Origin of the sequence: Candidatus Stoquefichus massiliensis AP9, from assembly GCF_000455285.1 — a bacterium.
Lineage (GTDB): Bacteria > Bacillota_I > Bacilli_A > Erysipelotrichales > Coprobacillaceae > Stoquefichus > Stoquefichus massiliensis.
The window spans coordinates 249,766-267,060 of the sequence record NZ_HG005288.1; the positions used below are offsets into that span (position 1 = coordinate 249,766).

General features: G+C 26.8%; 17 protein-coding genes. 1 reads left to right on the forward strand and 16 read right to left on the reverse strand.

Going from position 1 to position 17,295, the window contains the following annotated elements; all coding sequences use genetic code 11:
- A partial coding sequence (locus BN350_RS20970) for a tyrosine-type recombinase/integrase (RefSeq protein WP_187117128.1) occupies positions 1 to 554 on the reverse strand: 554 nt, incomplete at its 3' end.
- 521 nt (positions 555 to 1,075) lie between these two features.
- On the reverse strand, positions 1,076 to 1,900 hold the full coding sequence (locus BN350_RS09145) for a hypothetical protein (RefSeq protein ID WP_028043326.1): 825 nt from the start codon (positions 1,898 to 1,900) through the stop codon (positions 1,076 to 1,078).
- Between the two features lie 495 nt (positions 1,901 to 2,395).
- On the opposite strand from BN350_RS09145, the gene BN350_RS18895 reads away from it, so the two are divergent.
- Positions 2,396 to 3,712 carry an ISNCY family transposase gene (locus BN350_RS18895; protein WP_044600247.1) on the forward strand — a complete coding sequence of 439 codons (1,317 nt, stop codon included), beginning with the start codon at positions 2,396 to 2,398 and terminating at the stop codon, positions 3,710 to 3,712.
- A gap of 135 nt (positions 3,713 to 3,847) precedes the next feature.
- Here BN350_RS18895 and BN350_RS09155 read toward each other — a convergent pair whose 3' ends face one another.
- The 14 genes from BN350_RS09155 to BN350_RS09220 all read right to left on the reverse strand — a co-directional run bounded on the left by BN350_RS09155 (position 3,848) and on the right by BN350_RS09220 (position 17,186).
- The gene (locus tag BN350_RS09155; RefSeq protein ID WP_147573557.1) at positions 3,848 to 5,194 is read right to left on the reverse strand and encodes an MATE family efflux transporter; all 1,347 of its coding nucleotides are present in this window, start codon (positions 5,192 to 5,194) and stop codon (positions 3,848 to 3,850) included.
- Positions 5,195 to 5,833: 639 nt separating this feature from the next.
- A complete protein-coding gene (locus BN350_RS09160; RefSeq protein ID WP_028043328.1) occupies positions 5,834 to 6,889 on the reverse strand; it encodes an EpsG family protein in 1,056 nt (351 codons plus the stop codon).
- Complete coding sequence (locus BN350_RS09165; protein WP_028043329.1) at positions 6,886 to 7,839, reverse strand: glycosyltransferase; 954 nt, start codon at positions 7,837 to 7,839, stop codon at positions 6,886 to 6,888. The genes BN350_RS09160 and BN350_RS09165 overlap by 4 nt, the downstream gene beginning before the upstream one ends.
- The gene (locus BN350_RS09170) at positions 7,836 to 8,558 is read right to left on the reverse strand and encodes an NAD-dependent epimerase/dehydratase family protein (protein ID WP_028043330.1); all 723 of its coding nucleotides are present in this window, start codon (positions 8,556 to 8,558) and stop codon (positions 7,836 to 7,838) included. The genes BN350_RS09165 and BN350_RS09170 overlap by 4 nt, the downstream gene beginning before the upstream one ends.
- On the reverse strand, positions 8,555 to 9,598 hold the full coding sequence (locus BN350_RS09175) for a polysaccharide biosynthesis protein (protein ID WP_028043331.1): 1,044 nt from the start codon (positions 9,596 to 9,598) through the stop codon (positions 8,555 to 8,557). Before BN350_RS09175 ends, BN350_RS09170 begins: the two co-directional genes overlap by 4 nt.
- A gap of 16 nt (positions 9,599 to 9,614) precedes the next feature.
- The gene (locus BN350_RS09180) at positions 9,615 to 10,424 is read right to left on the reverse strand and encodes a hypothetical protein (RefSeq protein ID WP_028043332.1); all 810 of its coding nucleotides are present in this window, start codon (positions 10,422 to 10,424) and stop codon (positions 9,615 to 9,617) included.
- A gap of 282 nt (positions 10,425 to 10,706) precedes the next feature.
- Positions 10,707 to 11,567 (reverse strand): Gfo/Idh/MocA family protein, encoded by an 861-nt coding sequence (locus BN350_RS09185; RefSeq protein ID WP_028043333.1) that lies wholly within the window; start codon positions 11,565 to 11,567, stop codon positions 10,707 to 10,709.
- A gap of 22 nt (positions 11,568 to 11,589) precedes the next feature.
- Positions 11,590 to 12,345, reverse strand: coding sequence for a glycosyltransferase family 2 protein (locus BN350_RS09190; protein WP_028043334.1), 756 nt, complete (start codon positions 12,343 to 12,345; stop codon positions 11,590 to 11,592).
- A gap of 3 nt (positions 12,346 to 12,348) precedes the next feature.
- Entirely contained in the window at positions 12,349 to 13,239 is an 891-nt protein-coding gene (locus BN350_RS09195; RefSeq protein ID WP_028043335.1) for a glycosyltransferase, read from the reverse strand.
- On the reverse strand, positions 13,236 to 14,372 hold the full coding sequence (locus BN350_RS09200) for an FAD-dependent oxidoreductase (protein WP_044600226.1): 1,137 nt from the start codon (positions 14,370 to 14,372) through the stop codon (positions 13,236 to 13,238). Before BN350_RS09200 ends, BN350_RS09195 begins: the two co-directional genes overlap by 4 nt.
- A 56-nt stretch (positions 14,373 to 14,428) precedes the next feature.
- Positions 14,429 to 15,025, reverse strand: coding sequence for a GNAT family N-acetyltransferase (locus BN350_RS09205; protein ID WP_028043337.1), 597 nt, complete (start codon positions 15,023 to 15,025; stop codon positions 14,429 to 14,431).
- Positions 15,026 to 15,033: 8 nt separating this feature from the next.
- The gene (locus BN350_RS09210) at positions 15,034 to 15,726 is read right to left on the reverse strand and encodes a sugar transferase (RefSeq protein WP_044600227.1); all 693 of its coding nucleotides are present in this window, start codon (positions 15,724 to 15,726) and stop codon (positions 15,034 to 15,036) included.
- A complete protein-coding gene (locus BN350_RS09215; protein ID WP_028043339.1) occupies positions 15,717 to 16,940 on the reverse strand; it encodes a DegT/DnrJ/EryC1/StrS family aminotransferase in 1,224 nt (407 codons plus the stop codon). The genes BN350_RS09210 and BN350_RS09215 overlap by 10 nt, the downstream gene beginning before the upstream one ends.
- Positions 16,941 to 16,952: 12 nt before the next feature.
- Positions 16,953 to 17,186 carry a hypothetical protein gene (locus BN350_RS09220; protein ID WP_028043340.1) on the reverse strand — a complete coding sequence of 78 codons (234 nt, stop codon included), beginning with the start codon at positions 17,184 to 17,186 and terminating at the stop codon, positions 16,953 to 16,955.
- Between the last annotated feature and the right edge of the window lie 109 nt (positions 17,187 to 17,295).

The following is a 17,295-nucleotide window of genomic DNA, read 5'->3' on the forward strand; positions in this document are numbered from 1 at the left end:
GCAAAAGTATGTCTGAACATATGTGGTGTTAGATGAATAGGTTGAGATAATCTTTGACCTAATTGTTGAATATATATACGTACTGATTGTTCAGATAATCTTTTATGATATTTATTAATAAAGAAATATTCTGATTGCTCATATTCATTTAATTTCTTATATTTAACCAACATATTAACAACTTGCTCATTCCCTAAATAAATATATCTTTCTTTAGAACCTTTTCCAAATATTTTAATCATTCTTTCTTTTGGATCAATATCTTCATTTTTTAAAGAACATAGTTCTGATATTCTTATCCCAGTAGCAAATAATAATTCAATAATAGCCCCATTACGTATTGCTTGTTTATACTGATAATCATTTTGAGCATCTTTAATATCTATATATAAACAAGTTAATATCTCATTCATTAAATGAGTGGGTATGACTTTTGGTAATATTTTTGGTTCTTTAATTTCTGTTCTTATTCTTCTAAACGGTGTTACTTCTACAATCTCCTGATACTCTAAATATGTATAAAATGCTTTAATACTTGCTAATTTTCTTTTCACAATTTTAACCTTATCATATATCTTATTTAAATAGTGGATATAATCATTAATCACATGATAATCTTCTATCTGATAGTTAACATACTCTAAATACTGTTTTATATCTATTCGATATGCTTACAATGTCTTATCATTGAGTTTCTTTCTTAGTTTGCAATCTTCATAATACTTTTTTAATACTTTATTTACAGTTATTTTGTCCATAAAAAAATCCTCCTCTATATAATATAACATTACAATGAGAAGGATTATATTTGATATCAACAGTAAACATAACTTTTTCATATAGATAATATATAGTTATATTTTATTAAAACAAATTCAACAATATTATCGTATTAAACCAAACGCATGAAATGCTATTTATATCTCATGTTCAAGTATAAATAGTCAAAAACATATTACATATTATAGATATGTTATATTTATTTACACGATTTTGCTAATAAAAAATGGTTTTTATAATTATTATATTGTACCAACTTCTTATAAAAAGATTGCAAAAAACACTAAGTTACTTGTTAACTTAGTGTCATTTCATCTAATTCAGTTTTATTTATAAGATGCTTATGAGAAAGTGAACCATTATTAACTACACCCATAAGTGGGTTGAGTTCATCTACTCCAATAAAATATTGATCATATTTATAAAAATATAATCTTAACATCATCATAGCAAGAATATGATATTGTTTTTCTTCATTACTTAATTCTTCATAATTTTCAAAATAAATCTCATCAATGGATACTAAGTACTCAAACATATATAACTTACTATGTTCATAATAATTATCCATAATTTCATCATCATTATCTACATACTCATAAAGATGACCAAAGAACTCAGGACCATATTTTACTTTTTCAAATATATCATTATTCATTAACTGATCACAAAAAGCATATCCTTTAAAAGAATAATCACATGTAAATCTATATTTAAGATAATCTTTATAATTATCTTTATCAGGAATATTAACTTTGTTATTATTAACATACATTTCAATCTCTTGATTATATTTAAATGTTAGTCCATACTCTTTTAAATAATTTGAAAAACTATTATTTTCTGTTAGTAATTCTAACAGACTTAAACCATCATTATCAGAACCATTTAATCTTCTAGATATACTATAGAAAGGTACTTGTTCAATACTATGTTTAAAATTCTTTTTTACTATATTGAAATAACATTCATATAGTTCATCAATATATAATACTTGATGATCTTGTTGAAACATATGATATCCTGAATCTATAATATCAAGAATCACTTGTTCACTTAATTCTAATGCAGAACATAATGACTCTAATATATCTTGATATGATGTCGTTTTAATTTGCATTGTTTCACCTCCAAATTTATTTGACAAGTTTCTTCTCTATTCCATCGCATAGTCAGATATTGAAATTCCATTATCATTATTATTTATTATGTTTATAGTTATTCTTACTGGTTGCTCCAGAACTACAAGTTTTAATTAAATTATTTGTTATTTTCCATATAGCAATGAATTTTACATGGATTCTTTATCATTATTGATTGTTATAACAATCTATCAATAAATCATCAAGTTATTGTTTACCAATACTTAGTACTTGATATACAAACTCTTTTATTAATTCTATCATTGTTGCATCTATATCTGTTATATACCTCTCCTCGACATTTTTAATTCCCATCTATAAACAAGCATGATCTTTATGTGAATCAAATATGATAATGTCTTAATATATCAAAGTTAAAAATGTCCCAAAAGAAATTAAATTATTTATAAATCATGTTATGATGAACCTCTTCTATGAAAGTGAGGTTCCCTATGAGAAAGGTTGAATTAAGAATGAATGAACAATATAAATATGATATTATTAAAAATCTTGTTGACAATAATGGCAATAAAAAAAGAGCTGCCAATAAACTCAATTGCTCTATCAGAACGATTAACAGACTTATTACGAAATATGAAAATCAAGGAAAAACTGGCTTTATCCATGGTAATAGAGGTCGTATCCCTGCCACTTCTTTTCCTGATGAAACAAAATCTAAAATCATTGAGCTTTATATGAATGATTATGGTGATGCCAATCTTCGTCATTTCTCTGAAATTGTTCTACAGGATCTTGGTATCTCTGTGAGTGATACAACTCTTAATATCTGGCTGAGAAACGAAGGCATTCTCTCTCCCAAGGCTAGAAAAAAGACAAAGAAAAATATGAAGATGCAATTAAAGCTTCAGCTTGACAATGTTTCTTCTGAAAAAATTAAAAACAATATCAGAGAGGCTATTGCCATCATTGATAGCCAGGATGCCCATCCCAGGCGTCCCAGATGCAAATATGCTGGTGAAATGATTCAGATGGATGCAAGCAGCTATAACTGGATTAAAGATGAAATATGGCATCTTCATGTCGCTATTGATGATGCCACTGGTGAAGTTGTTGGTGCTTATTTTGATGCACAGGAAACACTTAAGGCTTACTATCATGTCTTCTATCAGATTCTTACGACTTATGGTATTCCTGCCCTGTTTTACACTGATAGAAGAACTGTCTTTGAATACAAAAGAAAAAACACCGTTTTTGATAACGAGGATACCTTTACACAGTTCTCCTATGCCTGTCATCAATTAGGTGTTGAAATCAAAACAACAAGTGCGGCACAAGCCAAGGGCCGTGTTGAACGTTTGAATCAGACTCTACAATCCCGATTGCCCATTGAGCTTAGACGTGCCAACATTACAAATATAGAGGATGCCAATGAATTCTTAAAGCACTACCTAAAAGAATTCAATCATCAGTTCGCTCTACATCTGAATAGTACCAGATCTGTATATGAAAAGCAACCAGATATTGAATTAATAAACAGAACGCTATCCATCATTACACCCAGAAAAATCAATAATGGACATTGCATTAAATATATGAACAATTACTATATTCCTGTAAACAGTGATGGATCAAGAGTCTATTTCAAGAATAAGAGCGACTGTATGGTCATAGAAGCATTTGATGGTAGACAATATGTGAATGTGCTTGATCAAATCTATATTATGGAAGAAATACCAAACTATGAAGAGTATTCCAGAAATTTTGATTTTGATAGGAAAGCAAAACCAAAGAAAAAGAAGCAGTATATTCCACCAATGAGTCATCCATGAAAACATGCTTCCTATCTTAACTATCTTGCAACCATGAAACATCGTCAAGAAAACGCTCATGTTTAGAAAAAATCAGGACATTTTCAAAATTGGTTGACACCCATCTATAAACAAGCATGATCTTTAATAACTTTTTTATTTTTTTAATACTCTTATGAGACTTGCTAGATTATTTTTCATCAATAATAAGGTTAAAATAAAGAAAATAAATGAATATATAAAAAAACCAACTACTGAGTTAAATGCAAAAAGTATTATGTAAGTAGTAATAAGCAGTAAAATATATAAACTTGTAATTTTGGTGGGGAGTAAATGTTTAAATGAATTTAAATTAATGATCGTCCAAAAAATCATATTTATTACTGTTGCAATTGCAAAAGATTCTATAAAATTCATTTTTAAATTAAATAAAAAATTTGTAATTATAGATGTTATTATTACTATTATCATTTTAATAATATACTCTTTTTGTAACGAATAACTTTTATATAAATTTACTATAATTGCTGTATTATAGACTAAAAATATTTGGCCAATTAACAATATACGAAATGACATAATAGATGATTTATACGTTGTAAGAAAAGATTCTATAAAAAATACTATTGGAAATGAAAAAGATAATACTCCCAACAATATTATTATAAACCCATTTGAGATTATTTTTTCAAACTGCTTACTTTTATTTTTGCTAAAATAACTAAATAGAGTTAAACCAATAGGTGTTGTAATCATATTCACAGTTGATAGAAGTTGACATGCAAATGAATATATTGCAAAAGATTCAATAGGATATAATAATTTAACAAACCACTTATCTATTCCAGAAAAAATTGCATATCCAAAATTACCTATCATTAATAAAAAACCTATCCTAATATTAATTGGTAACAATGATATGCTACATTTTCTAGTTACTTTCATTTTAAAATATTCTTTATAAAAATCAAATATAGACATGATTAAAATTAAATATAATACAAAACAATAAAAAGCTATGTAAATCTTATAATCTCTTATCTTTAAAACAAATAATAATATTGTATTTAATAATAAATCAAAAAAAGAAGTGTTATTTAAAATTCTGCTATATTTAGAAAAATTACCAATTGACTGATAATACTGAGATAAATATGTTGTTAAAATTGTTGGCACAAAACTGAGTGCCCAAAAAAACACAACAAAATCCTTTTTTATTATAGCATAAATAAGAATAAAAACTGATAATATCATTTGAAATAAAAACAAAATAAAAAAATCATTTTTTACATTTCCATCTATTTTTTTTCCTCCAAATTTTATATAAACGGAATCACAATAGCCTAGATGAAATACCCCTATGTAAGAACAATATAACTGATATAATTTAATATAAGCGTAATTATCTATAGAGAGTATTTTTGGAATAAAAAAAGTAACTATTAGTGTAGAAAAAACTTTAATAAAATTACTGCGAAACACTTTAATAATGTCATTTTTCACTATAAACGTATAATGATACCAGATACTAGGTATTCTTATACTTCCTCTCCTCTCTTTTATTTTTTATAAACTTTGAAAAGATTATATTTTCAAGTTTATTGACTTATTTCACTTCTATAAACAATAAAACTTGTAGTTAATAATGAATTAAGTGAACCTATTTATATAATTTTCATTCCTGCATTAACATATAAGTCCTTATATTATTAAAATTAATCAATAGCAAAAACAATTAAACTATCATTCGACTACCCCTATGACATAGGTATCAAAAATCATTTAGTAATTGACTAAATGTCATTGTTGCAAATATCAAGAATAACATAACAGGAATATATCATGGTATACCAAAAAGAAGTCTGCCATTGTTTTTAAATAAACAGGAATAGCAATTTAATCATAGAAATATAGGCAATAATGTCATGAATAGAATCAAACAATATATTTCAATGTCCTTTCCTGTGGCTGAAAAGACATTGACCTATATTTTAGATTTATCAGAACCTGTTTTTACCAAACCTGTGTCATAGGGGGTAATCAAGAACTATCATTAGTATTAATATAAAATAATATATGCCTCAAAATGTACTAAACAAATAAACATTATTTATATCACATAAATATTTTAAAAATATATCTTTATTTAAATAATATATTATTTTCCATAACTAATTCTAAAAGTGATGGACTATAAGTATATATACACGTTCTATAAACCAATATACATAATATCAACAAAACTCCACTTACATTAATCAAATAATTTATCTTCTTACTATTTAAATTTTTAAAAATTAACATATTTATTAATATTAATACATTTCTTATAATTCTAAAATAGTCAAAATGAAAAATTAATAATGGGACAAATAAGAAAGTAATAAACATAAATCTATTTTCATAAATTATATTAGCTTGCTTTGTTATTAATATTATTTTATCTCTTAACCTAATATTCTTTTTAGAATACAGTATAAAAATAAACAAACAAAAAATCAGTATTACAAAAGTTATTACTGTTATAAAACTCGTTTTTGTTTGAAAATAACCACTAATTTTTTGTAAATTAAAAATATTAAAATAAATCAAACCTATTAATATACAGTCACCTAACAGTAGATATTTATATGTTTTTTTGAAAGTATTTTCATTTAAATAGATAAAATTAAAAATCAGATATACTAAAGCTGATGAATGAAATAATGAAGCAATTAAAATTCCCATATTATATTTAAACACATTTCTATCTCTAAAAATATAATTACACATCACTGATATTACAATACAACTTGCTAATCCATTTCTCGCCTGTATTACCTCAATAGGAAAAGGATAAATCATATATAATGCCAATAAGACATTAGGTTTATTTGATAATTTATAAATTGATAATGCCATTATAGTAAATAAAACCATAAATAATAACATCCTAAAACTTTCAAAACTTAAATTTAAATTATAGGAAATTAATCCTAAATATCTATATCCTACTTCAAAATTCATATAGTATGAATAATATATATCATTTATATTCCCTGCACAATTGTAGACTCCTCTATAGCCTTCTAAATCCGGGATACCACTAGCATACCCAAAAATAATTGATGTAATAACAATAATATATATGGTAACTATCTTATTTTTTTTTGCTAACAATCCAAATATGATTGCAGTAAAGTATAGAAACCAAATCATATTTTTTTCCTCTGCTTTGCAAAATCAAGTACTTCATCTTGATAATCCTTAATGAGATTTTTAAACTTTTTATAAAACACTCTGTAATTCTTTTTACTTATACAGAGAATCAAATACCTCAACTTTCTTATTCTTACTAATAATTTGCACATCATCTTTTTTTCATTTAAATATTCTTTCAAATATAACTGTTCACTATTAACCAAACAAGTATATGTATATGGTGTCATTCCTCCAGTCGAAACTCCATGCGCATGAATTACATGTGTATTGGGTATAACATAGATATCAAAATTTGCTTTTTCAACTATTGATCCAATTATATATTCTTCTTCATATAAAAATGTTCTTTCGTCTAATGGATATAATAAATCTACTCCTTTTTTAGATATCATAAAACAACAACCACTAACCCCAAATACTTTTATTGGCAATTTTAAAGATTCTTTTCTGATAAAAGATTTTTCAAATTTCCTAAAAAAGACTTTAAAAGGTGTACTTAACATCATATTTTTAAGTTTCCCCACTGCATCTAACCTTTTTAACATATATATATACTGAAATTCATTTTCTGCATTATATATTTCCGGTCCAACTATTAAAGTATTTACATTATCATTCAAATATTCTTTCATAACTTTAATAGAATTATCTACAATTAATATATCACTATTACTTATTAAAAAATATTGACACCCATCTTGCATTGCTTTTTTAATGCCAATATTATTTCCTGCGGAATATCCCCTATTTTCTTTTGAAAACAATAATGCTATTTTTTCATCCCTTTCATATTCTTCCTTATCTCTACTACTTATCTGAATTGTAGAACAATTATCTACAATATATATTTTATAAGTATCTTTTATGCTTACATGACTCTTAATTGAATCTACACATTTTTTTGTTTCAATCCATGTATTGTAATTCAATATAATAATACCTATCATATTTTTTCCTCATCCTTATAATATTTATACGTATTATGTAATTGATTTTGCAGTATATCATACTTATCAAACTCATTATTCTTAATCCTTCCTAAGATACTTAATAATTCACCTAATGTCATTTCATATCTTACTGATGGTAATATATAGTCATCACAATATATGTCCTTATTTAAATATTGTTTAAAATCCTCATAAAGATCATTGATATATGTAACTGTAATCTTATGACTTGGGTCATTAACGATAATTGGTATATTATTCGCTAAATTAAAGCAGAAAGTTGAGATAACACTGTTAAAATTCGGCTTTCCATATTTACCAAATACATGATTCAGTTTAAAAACATACAATCTAGCATTTTCTTTCGTGCAATGTTCTCTTAATAATTTTTCAGCTTCTTTTTTGGTCTTTGAAAAAATAGAATTAAACTCTATAGCTGTTGATGTTGAAAAAATAATACTTGACCTATTCTGATGTTTTTCTAAACAATTAATAAGTTTTTGAGTATACAAAATATTTCCTTCAATAAAATTCTTATCATCATCAGAACGTTGAACAGCAGCTAAATGAAAGACAAAATGACATATCTCGCAGCATTGATTAAGTTTTTCGTCTTCTTCATGAGAAACAGAAAGAACTTCATATCCATCATCTTCTAAAAATTCTATAAGATTTCTAGCTATAAAACCATTTTTTCCTGTAACTAATATCTTCATTGATCTTCCCATTTTTCCTTTTCTTCAACTATGTCCTTTAACGACAATAATTTTTCTACTGTTTCATCAATTGTTAGTAGTTGAGTATTATCACTATTAAATTCAGTTAATCCATTTCTATTGGTACCTTTAGATAAATAGTTATCATAGTTTAAGTCTCTTTTATCTGCTGGAACTCTGTAGAAGTCTCCCATGTCTATAGCCTTTGAACATTCTTCATTAGTTAAAAGAGTTTCATATGTTTTCTCACCATGACGAATCCCAATAATTTTATTTTCTTTTTTATAATTGAACACTTCCTTTATTGCCTCTGCTAAAACTTCAACTGTTGTTGCTGAAGCTTTCTGAACTAAAATATCTCCACTTACTCCATGCTCAAATGCAAATATAACAAGATCTACCGCTTCATCTAATGACATAATAAATCTTGTCATATGAGGATCTGTAATTGTCAATGGTTTTCCTTCTTTTATCTGGTTAATAAAAAGAGGTATAACTGAACCTCTTGAACACATAACATTTCCATATCGTGTACACATAATACTTGTTTTTTCTGGATCGACTGTTCTACTTTTTGCAACAATGACTTTTTCCATCATTGCCTTGCTTGTTCCCATTGCATTGACTGGATAGGCTGCTTTATCTGTAGATAAGCACACTACCTTTTTAACACCACATTCTATGGCTGCGGTTAATACATTTTCTGTTCCTAAAACATTTGTCTTAACTGCTTCAATAGGAAAAAACTCACAAGAAGGCACCTGCTTTAATGCTGCTGCATGAAAGATGTAATCTACACCATGCATAGCATTTCTAACTGAGTTTATATCTCTTACATCACCAATATAGAACTTAATCTTATCAGAGATTGCAGAATATTTTGCTTGATACTCATGACGCATATCATCTTGTTTTAATTCATCTCTACTAAATATTCTTATTTCCTTTATATCTGTATTTAAAAAACGGTTCAACACCGCATTACCAAATGATCCCGTACCCCCAGTAATTAATAATGTTTTATTTTCAAAATTACACATATTTATATTTCTCCTTTTACTCTGTCATAAATTCAAACCCTAATTTTCTTAGTGTTTTCTTGATAGTTCTTTTTATATTACCTGATAATTTTATTGATAAATAAACCTTTATATTATATAACATCTCATTCTTATATGTCATAGTTTCCCTTGTTCCCGTATTAATCACTATTCCGTTTTTTTCATAAAATTTAATTGTTTTTCTTATCCATTTTCCTTGTAACACCCCGTTTTTATACCCAAACAAATCCCTTGTGTCATACTCTATTCCATCAATATATTCATCTGGTTTTCCATTCTTTTTATATATATTCACAAAAAAGCGCTCAAAGTCCCATGGAGAAATTGCACCTTCTTTATTCATTTTTTTCAGTATAGAAAGAAACTTGAGTCTGTTCCATATTGCCAACTGTAAATTGATTGGATATTCAGTATTACTAGGTACTTTAATTTCCTTTTCATTTTGAATAAATCTCTTATTATTAGACAACTGATAAAAAAATATTTCTTCATCCTTCATGTGTTGAACTATATGCAATATTTCATTTTCATCAATATTCTTACTAATGAAATAATCTTCTAAAAAAAATATGATATACTCTTCATCAACTAATTCTAATGCTCTAATTGTTCTATCAAACCAATTTATTTCTTTCCCCATTTTTAAAACAGTAAGATTTTCTTTATTGTAATTATTAAAATTACTCACAAGATATGATTTAAAAGATATATTAGCCCAATATTGATTCATAATCTCATAAAATGATGACCAAATATCAGAATATCCATCAAATGAATCTACAAATACCGCTATATTTTTTCCCATTTTAACCTCACTCCTTAAACAGTTTTTGTCTATAAATATCTTACATGATATAATTAATTCACCTATTTCATACCTACAATTAGTACCTTGTTGATTTTGGCCACTTAATTAATTGAAAAATATTTTATTTATAACCGCATATGACTATAATAAAAATCGTATCAACAAAAATAATAAGCCCAGTTACAATAAAGTCATTTAAATTATAAATCTACTTCTCAAAAAATAATAATTGAATTTTGATTGCTATATAAGTCAGTAAATAATCAATAGTATCTTTTTCTATAAGCAATCAATATCTTTTTGTATTTTTAATCCAATATTATTGTATTGCTTATAATCTTTATTATACAAATGGTGTATTACTGCTTTAATTACATTATCTAAATTACTTGACTCATCAAAGGAAATATGTTTTTCATCTTCTCCATAAATTATTATTTTCACTGTCTTCTTGGATAACATATCATATGATATGATTCCTTTTGTTCCAACAAATTCAATATACCTTCTCTTTGTAGCAGATAATAATGAACAATGTATATGAATATCTATGTTTCCTAATCTCCCAGAATAATAATAATTGTTTATTTCTTTGTAGTTATTCATTTTAATTATTTCATTTTTTGTATAATTATTTTCCCTATTAACAATATATCTAAGAACTGAAAACAAATGAACACCTATCGTCTCGACAGCATTACCATTAGGGTAAAATTTCCCATACTGGGTTATCTCACCATTGACACTTTTTATAGTTCCAATTAAAGAAACATTTTTTTTTATATAATTAATTCCTTGTGAGTAAAGATATGTATAATCAACAAATAACAATAAGTTTCGTTTATATGACAAATCATATAAATCAATCGCTTCTTCATAGGTTTGTGCTAATATTTTTTCACAAAAAACATGAATATTTTTTAAAAGCAATTTTTTAACAATCGAATAGTGTGTCGCAACTGGAGTGCAAACAAATGCCAAATCTGCTTCCTCAAGCATCTCTTCTTCTTTTTGCTTAATTGTTCCAATATCGACAATACCTATAATTTTCAATATATAAGAATATGATTTAATATGCTGCTGTAATATTTTTGACCAATATCCATTTCCATATATAATTACATGGTAATTTTTTTTCATTTTCTACACCTTTCATTTAGAATCATATATTTAAATAATATCTTTTTAAGCTATTAAAAACATACCACCCAAAATAATAGCAGCGTGGAAAAAATGGTATATTCAAAATGTTTTTATATAAATTCCATAACCCTTTTGCAGCTTTTATCTTATTACTCGATACTGAATTATTATTTACTCTATAATGCATACATACTTCATCCATTCCATGTGCAGTATGCCCTTGTTTTAAAATTGGAAATCTTAAAGCTCCATCCCAATTCATGTCCACTTTTTGGACAGGTAATATGTTTATATATTTCCTATCCATAATTACAGTTGAGTTCCCCATATTAGTATTTTTTAAAAATGATTCATAAGTTTGAGTTTTAGGAGCTTTAATAATTTTATTTAATGATAATCCATTATCATCTATCCAATCATATGATGTATACGTAAATTCATAATTGTTTTTTTTCATATATCTTAATTGTAAAGATAATTTATTATCAGTCCATATATCATCTGCATCTATAAATGCAACATATCTACCTTGCATATGTTTGAAAGCAGTATTCCAAGCAATTGCTGCTCCCATATTCTTTTCATGTCTAAACACTCTAATTCTAAGATCTTCAAATTCATTAATTATTTCATATGTATTATCCGTCGAACAATCATCAACAATCAATAATTCCCAATTTTGATAAGTTTGATTTAATACCGATTCTATTGCCTCTCTAATAGTTTTTCCAGCATTATATGCTGGAGTAATTATAGAAACTAAATTTTCTTCCATTTATTATTCTCCTTTTTCAATATTTTTAATTAAATGGATTTCGTTTTTTATATTTATATTTATTAGTGCACGTATATACTGTGTAATTACTACACTAATAATAAATAGTACAAATAAAATCAAACATAAAAAACAAGCATATAAATCACCAATAAAAAGTACACCACATATTAATGATAATCCTGAAAAAAGCAAACCAATAATCTGAATAGTATTAGTATAAAGAATGAAACTTTCAATTGCCTTATATATTCTTTCGCGTTTTTCAGTTTTATCATATTTTATTTGCTTAGATAAAGGGATATATTTCTCTCTTTTTACATCCATCCCACAAGACAAGATATTAGATAAATCATTGGAATACAATTTTGCAAAATTATTTAATCTATTAATTGCTCTCCTCGAAAGCACTCTAACCGTTACTGGATAAATTTTTTGTGATTTTATAACACCTATATTATACAAAGCATAATACATTTTTTGGGATATACTCGATTTTCTACATGGCGAAAATAAGACAATATCATACCCTTGCAATGCAATAGCATACGTCTTAATAAGTGATTCTAAATCATAGTTTATTATAATCCCATCAAATTCAAACACAAAATCTCCAATAGCAAAGTCAATTCCAGCTGCTATTGCCTCTTCAATAGATTTACAATAAGCTAAGCTAATAATGTTAAGTGTAACATGTGAAAATTTAGATTTACAAATTGCTTTCAACTTGTCTATTGTACTATCTGTTGATTCATTATTAACGCATATTAATTCATAATTTTCAAAATTTTTTTCAAATAGAGGTATTATTTGATTTAAGAACTCTTCTATATATTTTTCATGATTTCTGACCCTGAAAACAATAGAAATAAATTTTTTTTCTTTTATCATCATAGAATTTCCTCCAAATCATATACAGTATTAATTTTCCCAGATAGGACAGAATAAAACATAGGTTTATCAGAAAATTTTTTTATAACCGTTGGCCTTGAGTCATCAATTTCTGATAACTTTAATATAGGCTTCATTGAATATAAAGAATCTACATACTCAAATTCAAAATTGCTTCTTAAATATTTTTTTGCAAGACTTGACATATATATCCATGCAGTCTTTGGTTTATTCATACAATTATTACAATTACCTAGCGATTTATAATTACAATAACTTTCATTATCATTTTGACATGAAAAAGTAGGCAAATCATTCATTGATACCTTATGTGGTGTAAATGTTACTGATGTTAACGAATGATATCCTGTTTTCCCAAAAGGCATAATAGAAAAAAAAGGTCCATCCATTACTGTAATTCCTACATTTTTTAGATTTTTATTAATTCTGCACAATATTATTTCACACAATTCATATTTAATTTTAAACTTTTCATAACCAATCATATCCAATATTTGGTTAATTGAAGCATAACTAGCATTTAACAGAAATTCTGTTCTATATTCTTTATCATTAGCAGAAATATAATAATAATTATCATCTTTTTCAATTGTTTTCACTTCGTGATTACATAAAATATTCACATTACTCATCTCTTGAATTTTATGTAATAAATCAATTTTTAATTCGTTAGCATCATATGTGTATTCTTTTGTCATAAAGGCACCATCACATACATCATTGTTAAAATAGGTGCTTATTGATATTTCGTCACACTGAATTCCTGTGTTTCTGCAAAAATTTATAAATTGTTCTCTATTTGTCCAAGAAAAATTTTTAGAAGTTGCATAAATTTGATTAAACTCTGAATATATGGAATTTGGAAATTCATCCACAAATCTATCAAAATAATTCTTTGATTTTATAGCCGTTGAATAAGACCGAGGATAGTGATATCCCATATGAACTCTTGCCTGATTAATATATGTTGCTCGTTGAAAAAGATCATCATCTCTTTCTAATACAAGGACTTTTTCTCCTTTTAAGCCACTATACCATGCAGCATATATGCCATATAATCCTGCACCTATAATTATTTTGTCATACTTTTGCACATTACTATGTATAAATCTCATTTATATTTACCCTACCTTTCTATTGTGATTTATCCGTATTTGATACTTTATAATTACTACTCACTCAAGTGATATTCATTCATTTTTCTTCCTTGCTTAGTTTCATATGTTCTGCATAATATAAAACCATTTTGGCAATAAAACTTATTCACATATTCATTGTTTTTAGCATCTGTTTCTAAAGAAATATATTTGAATTTGTTTAAATCAATATTTTCTTTTAAATAACTGATCATCTGTGACCCAATACCCTTACCTTTTTCAGTTGGCATTACACCTATTGATGCCAATTCAATATATTTTTCCGGTCGTTGGACTTCCTCAGATTTTTTAAATGCTGATAACAATCTTATTAAAACTGTTGGCTTTTTAACAAATGCTATAAATGCATACCAGCCAAAATATAATAATTTTCTTTTCACTAAATATTTATAAAATGAACTCATATCTTCTGAATATGCTATAAATCCTAAAACTTTATCATTTTCTAATGCAACAATAATATTAGAATTTTCATGTTCCATAAATCCAAGGTATAACTGCTTTAAAAATCCTTTTCCCAAAAATGTTAAAAAGAAGCCATCAAATGTTTGTAGATGAATATGAACTATTTCATCTATATATTTTTTATCAGTAAGTATTAATATTTTCATTCTTCCACCTACACTTTCACTACAGTGTTTATCATCACACTGATATCTTTCATAAAATAAAAAGAAGTCATTGCATCTAGATTGTATTTCATCTTTAATGGCAGTACTTCATTGATATAGACTTCATTTGTTTCTCTTCCCTGTGACACATACTTCTCTATAATCTCATCTTCATCCTTGAACTGAATACTCGCTAATGATGTGACACCTGCAGGTAATAATAATGTTGCATACATTTCATTTGTATATTGATCTACATACTTCTTAACCTCTGGTCTTGTTCCTACAAAACTCATATCTCCTATTAAAACATTAAATAGTTGTGGTATCTCATCTATGCGATACTTTCGTATCTTTTCACCTACACGTGTAATTCTAGAATCATTCTTAGATGTGACTAGATTACCTATTTGATCAGCGTCGCTGATCATTGTTCTAAATTTGAATATTTTAAATATTCTTCCATACTGTGTAACTCTTTCCTGTCTATAAAAGACTGTTCCTTTTGAATCTATCTTAATCCATATAGAAAAGAACAGAATAACTGGAGACAAAAGAATAATCAATATGAAGGAAACAATAATATCAAACAACCTCTTTAATATTAACTGAAACTTCTTTTTTCTTAATATTTCATAATAAGGTCTGACTTCATCAGTTTGCATATATTCAGGAAGGTCTTCCCACTTCTTTATAAGCATTCTAATACTTCCTTAAAGGTATTAGTAATGTATTCAACATCTTCATCAGTGAGATTTGTATGAAGTGGTAATGTTACCTCATTAACAAATAAATTATAAGTATTGGGATAGTCCGTAATTTCAAAGCCTAAATTCTTATAAGCTGTCAGCATTGGAAGTGGCTTATAATGAACATTACATGCAACACCTTTTTCTGCCATCTTTTCTATAACCATATTTCTTTGTTCTGATGTTATATTAGGAATTCTTGTAATATATAAATGTCCACTAGACTGATGAGCATCACTATAATGATCTAATACTTGTATTCCTAAAGGTATTAATGCTTTATCATACTTGTTGATTATTTCTTTTCTTCTCTTGATCATTTCAGGATATCTTTTGAATTGAGCTAAGCCAATACCAGCCATGATATCTGTCATATTGCATTTATACAAGGGAGCAACAACATCATATTCCCAAGCCCCTAATTTTGTTTTAGCTAAAGCATCTTTAGATTGACCATGTAATGATAATAACTGCAACTGATGATAGATATCCTCATCATCAATACCTGGAATTGTTTTCCATGTAAGTGCTCCACCTTCAGCAGTTGTCAGATTCTTAACTGCATGAAATGAGAAAGAACTAAAGTCAGCTATTGAGCCAACCATCTGATTGTTCCATGAAGCACCAAACGAATGAGCTGTATCAGCACATATTGCTATTCTTCCAATTGCTTTTTGAATATCATTAGATGGTTTGAACAAATGTTTCTTCTGTTCTACTATTTCATAGAGTTTATCGTAATCACAAGGTATTCCCCCTAGATCTACTGGTATAATAGCTTTTGTCTTTTCATTAATCGCATGAGCCAAAGCATCATAGTCCATCTCTACGTTATCTTTTTGAGCATCAACAATAACAAGTTTAGCTCCTACATGGCACACTACAGCAGCACTTGCTGTATATGTATAAGCTGGAACAATCACTTCATCTCTCTCACCAATACCTAAAATACGCAATGCCATTTCTGCACATGCCGTTTGAGAATTAAGACATACACATTTATTAACACCAACATATTTTGCAATCTCTTTTTCAAATTCTTTGACTTTGGGCCCAGTTGTAATCCAACCAGATTTTAATGTATCAATCACTTCATTAATTTCATTTTCACCTATGTCTGGTGGTGAAAATGGAATGACTCTTTTCATAGTTTTGCATTCATTCATTATTTATCCCCCTTAAAAGAAACTTGGTTCTTCACCAAACTGTTTCTTATAATCTTCTTCCCAATCTTTACTATTCTCTTTTAATTCTAAGTTAATAATGATTTGATTATTAACTGCTTTCATAGAATGAATAGAGTAATTGTTTAATAATTGATGATAAGCATCTTTACCATGTTGGTAATGATATTGCTTATCATCAATTATGCATGTGACTTCTGACTCTATTTTTGTTAATATTTCCAACATAATTTCACTCTCCTTATGCTAATAAAAAAAACAGGTTCATCGCCTGTTTAAGCCTTATTTATATGTGAGAAGATACAGTCTCCCCTACCCCAAATAAACAAGACTCTAT

Coding starts and splice junctions, on each gene's coding strand:
- BN350_RS09145 (WP_028043326.1), bottom strand. CDS start 1,900: ATGCAAATTAAAACGACATCATATCAAGATATATTAGAGTCATTATGT.
- BN350_RS18895 (WP_044600247.1), top strand. CDS start 2,396: ATGAATGAACAATATAAATATGATATTATTAAAAATCTTGTTGACAAT.
- BN350_RS09160 (WP_028043328.1), bottom strand. CDS start 6,889: ATGATTTGGTTTCTATACTTTACTGCAATCATATTTGGATTGTTAGCA.
- BN350_RS09165 (WP_028043329.1), bottom strand. CDS start 7,839: ATGATAGGTATTATTATATTGAATTACAATACATGGATTGAAACAAAA.
- BN350_RS09170 (WP_028043330.1), bottom strand. CDS start 8,558: ATGAAGATATTAGTTACAGGAAAAAATGGTTTTATAGCTAGAAATCTT.
- BN350_RS09175 (WP_028043331.1), bottom strand. CDS start 9,598: ATGTGTAATTTTGAAAATAAAACATTATTAATTACTGGGGGTACGGGA.
- BN350_RS09180 (WP_028043332.1), bottom strand. CDS start 10,424: ATGGGAAAAAATATAGCGGTATTTGTAGATTCATTTGATGGATATTCT.
- BN350_RS09185 (WP_028043333.1), bottom strand. CDS start 11,567: ATGAAAAAAAATTACCATGTAATTATATATGGAAATGGATATTGGTCA.
- BN350_RS09190 (WP_028043334.1), bottom strand. CDS start 12,345: ATGGAAGAAAATTTAGTTTCTATAATTACTCCAGCATATAATGCTGGA.
- BN350_RS09195 (WP_028043335.1), bottom strand. CDS start 13,239: ATGATGATAAAAGAAAAAAAATTTATTTCTATTGTTTTCAGGGTCAGA.
- BN350_RS09200 (WP_044600226.1), bottom strand. CDS start 14,372: ATGAGATTTATACATAGTAATGTGCAAAAGTATGACAAAATAATTATA.
- BN350_RS09205 (WP_028043337.1), bottom strand. CDS start 15,025: ATGAAAATATTAATACTTACTGATAAAAAATATATAGATGAAATAGTT.
- BN350_RS09210 (WP_044600227.1), bottom strand. CDS start 15,726: ATGCTTATAAAGAAGTGGGAAGACCTTCCTGAATATATGCAAACTGAT.
- BN350_RS09215 (WP_028043339.1), bottom strand. CDS start 16,940: ATGAATGAATGCAAAACTATGAAAAGAGTCATTCCATTTTCACCACCA.
- BN350_RS09220 (WP_028043340.1), bottom strand. CDS start 17,186: ATGTTGGAAATATTAACAAAAATAGAGTCAGAAGTCACATGCATAATT.